Below are 3,686 nucleotides of genomic sequence, written 5' to 3' on the forward strand. Positions count from 1 at the left end.
GTACTTTAAACGTGATTGCAGGGGTGCGTTTATTGTGTGTGTGGAGAACCGGGATTGCTCCTGTAGTTTTGATGGTGTCTGGCAGGCCGCTTTCGCGAGCAGGCTCGCTCCCACAGTTGGAATGCGTGCATTCAGGTGGGAGGTTGGTCGGCTGGTAGGCCGTCATCGCCGGCAAGCCAGCTCCCACAATTTGACCGAGTGCATTCAGTTGGGGATTGGTCAGCTGTGAGGCTCGCTCCCACAGTTGGAATGCGTGCATTCAGGTGGGAGGTTGGTCGGCGGGTAGGCCGCCATTGCTGGCGAGCCAGCTCCCACCATTTGATCGAGTGCACTCAGTCAGGGACTGGTCGACTGTGAGGCCGCTTTCGCGAGCAGGCTCGCTCCCACAGTTGGAATGAGTGCATTCAGTTGGGAGGGTGATCGGCTTGACGAAAAACAGGGACGGGTTCATGACCCGTCCCTTTCGATTTGTGCGCTTCAGGCACGAGCCCGGCCAATCAGCTTCGGCAATCAGTCCCGCGCCAGCGCCTCGATCGGATCGAGGCGCGATGCATTGCGCGCGGGGACGAAGCCGAAGACGATGCCGATCAGCGTCGAGCAGATCACCGCCGTCAGCACCGAGGCCATGGAGAACACCATCTCCCACTCCTTGATGAACAGCGAAAACAGATGGCCGATGGCATACGACAGGGAAATGCCGATCGCCCCGCCAAGCAGGCAAACCATCACCGCTTCCACCAGAAACTGCTGACGAATGTCCGACTGGCGTGCGCCGACCGCCATGCGAATGCCGATCTCGCGCGTACGCTCGGTGACCGACACCAGCATTATGTTCATCACGCCGATGCCGCCGACCACCAGCGAAATCACCGCGATCAGCGACAGCAGCAAGGCCAGCGAACGGCTGGTTTTCTGCACGGTCTGCATCACGCTGTCGAGGTTGTTGGTGTAGAAGTCCTTGATGCCGTGGCGTTGCAGCATCAATTGGGTGACGTGATTTTCCACGACTTTGCTCGACTGGCCGTCCTTGATCCGTACGCTGATGCTGTCGAGAAAGCGTTGGCCCAGGATACGGCCGGCGGCGGTTTCGTAGGGCACCCAGACGTTGAGAGTCTTGCCGGAGGCAAACAGGTTTTTGTTCTCCGCTGCCACGCCGATCACCGTGCACGGCAGGTTGCCGATCAGGATCACCTGGCCCAGCGGATCGACACCCTCGCCGAACAACCGATGCCGGGTGTTGTAGTCGATCACCACCACCTGCGCCTGGCGCCGCGCATCGCTCTCGCTGAAGGTGATGCCTGCCTCCAGTTTGATTCCACGCACCTGGAAATACTGATCACTGACCCCGTTGATCTGCGCGTCGAGGTCGATGTTGCGGTAACGCAGAAGCATGCTGCGGCCGACCACCGGGGTGGCGCTGTCGACGTAATACAGCTGATTCAGCGCGGTGACGTCGGCCGGCACCAGTGTCTCGATCGATGCGGCGCGTTTGTCGCCGAAACTGCTGCCGGAATAGATATCGATGGTGTTGCTGCCGATCGCCGAAATGTCCTTGAGCACGTAGTTTTTCGCGCCCTCGCCGATCGCCGAAATCGACACCACCGAAGTGATGCCGATGACGATCCCGAGCATGGTCAGCAAGGTGCGCATGCGGTGCGAAATCAGCGCCACCCAGGCCATGTTGAAGGCCTCCTTGAACAGCCCGAGGCTGGCGACCAAACGGCGTGTCGCCGGTGGTTTGGGCGGCACCTCCTCTTCGTCCGACAGTTGCCCGGTGTCGCGCTGGTTGCGCCGGTCGCTGAGGATTTCACCGTCGCTGACTTCGATGATGCGTTCGGCGTTGGCCGCGACTTTCGGGTCGTGGGTCACCAGAATCACCGTGTGCCCGGCCGCGTGCAGCTCCAGCAGAATACGCATCACCTCTTTGCCGCTGGCGGTGTCGAGGGCGCCGGTGGGCTCGTCGGCGAGGATCACTTCACCGCCATTCATCAAGGCCCGGGCGATACTCACCCGCTGTTGTTGCCCGCCGGAGAGCTGGCTTGGGCGGTGAGTCAGGTGTCCGTCGAGACCCAGTCGCGCCAACAACTCGCGGGCGCGGGCGTGGCGCTGCGGTGCGGGGATGCCGGCGTAGATGGCCGGCATCTCGACGTTGTGCATCGCGCTCAGGTGCGGCAGCAAGTGATAGCGCTGGAAGATGAAACCGAAGTAATCGCGGCGCAGTTCGGCCAGCGCCTGATCGTCAAGGTCGCGGGTCTCTTGGCCGTTGATCTTGTAGCTGCCGGCGGTGGCGTAATCAAGGCAGCCGAGGATGTTCATCAGGGTTGATTTGCCGGAGCCGGAGGTGCCGATGATCGCCACCATTTCCCCGGCACTGATCGTCAGGTTGATGTTCTTCAGTGCGAGAAATTCACGGTCGCCGGCGGTAAAACTGCGGGTGATGCCGGTCAGTTGCAGCAACGCTTGCGTCATGCTCAAGCCCCCGCCACGGCGGGCAACGGATCACCGATCACCACCCGCTCGCCTTCGCTGAGGCCCTGATTGATCTGCACTTTGACGTTGTTGTTGATCCCGGTCTGCACGTTGCGCGACTGCGCCTGGCCCTTGGCGTCCAGCACCCGCACCGGAAAGCTGCCATCGGCGTTGCGTGGCCCGAGCGCGGCCACCGGCACGGTCAGCACCGATTGCGCGGTATCGAGGACGATGCGCACTTGCGCGGTCATCGAGATGCGCAAGCGATGGTCGGGATTGGGCACCTCGAACAGCGCGTTATAGAACACTGCGGTGTTTTGCTTCGGGGTGCCGGCCGGCGGCGTTTCGAGGAAGTTCTGCGGCGCCGGCTCAGTGCCGCGCAGCTTGCCGTAATAGCGTTTGTCCTCGCCGAGAATGGTGAAATACACCTGCTGCCCCGGCGCGATATGAATCACATCGGCCTCCGAGACCTGGGCCTTGATGGTCATGGTGTCCAGATCCGCCAGTTTCAGCAGGATCGGCGCCAGTTGGTTAGCGATCACGGTCTGGCCTTCCTGAGTGACGATGCCGACCACGTCGCCATCGATCGGCGCGACGATCCGCGTGTACGCGAGATTGACCTTGGCGGTGTCGATCTGGATGTGCGCACTTTTGATCTGCGCGTCCAGCGACAGCAGATTGGCCTGCTGCACCTCGTAGTCCGATTGCGCGGTTTCGAAGTCCTGACGCGAGATCGACGCGTCTTCCTGCAGGTTCTGATAGCGCTGGTAAATCGCTTTGGTCTGCTTGAGCTGGGCTTGCGTGGCGCGCTTTTGCGCCTGCAGGTTTTCCTCATCGACCTGCGCCTGACGCAGGGTGTTCTGCAGCACCAGCGGATCGATCTCGGCCAGCCACTGGCCCTTCTTCACCTTGTCGCCAACCTTGACCTTGAGCGACTTCAACTGCCCCGACACCTGGGCGCCGACATCCACTTGCTTGACGCCTTCCAGCAAACCGGTAGCTAGCACAGTGTTTTCGATATCCGAGCGTTCGACCGGGGCGGTCTGGTATTTCGGCGCTTCGGCCGGTGCCTGCACCGTGTACAGCACCAACCCGGCCACCGCCGCCAATGCCAACCCCATACCGACTTTGCGCAACTTCGACTTTTCCATAAATAACCACAAGTCCGTTCAGGGATGAACCCGGCCAGCGGCCGGGTCTTGATAGAACAACCACAC

General features: G+C 61.3%; 2 protein-coding genes. Both read right to left on the reverse strand.

The features are described 5' to 3' along the window. Window positions 1-510 precede the first annotated feature (510 nt). Window positions 511-2,469: a MacB family efflux pump subunit gene (locus AC3WMV_RS23780; protein WP_103369014.1), complete on the reverse strand. Its 1,959-nt coding sequence runs from the start codon at window positions 2,467-2,469 to the stop codon at window positions 511-513. A 2-nt stretch (window positions 2,470-2,471) separates the two neighbouring features. Then, window positions 2,472-3,620 (reverse strand): macrolide transporter subunit MacA, encoded by a 1,149-nt coding sequence (gene macA, locus AC3WMV_RS23785; RefSeq protein WP_096797354.1) that lies wholly within the window; start codon window positions 3,618-3,620, stop codon window positions 2,472-2,474. Between the last annotated feature and the right edge of the window lie 66 nt (window positions 3,621-3,686).

The sequence above is a fragment of the Pseudomonas sp. FW305-3-2-15-E-TSA4 genome, assembly GCF_058787295.1.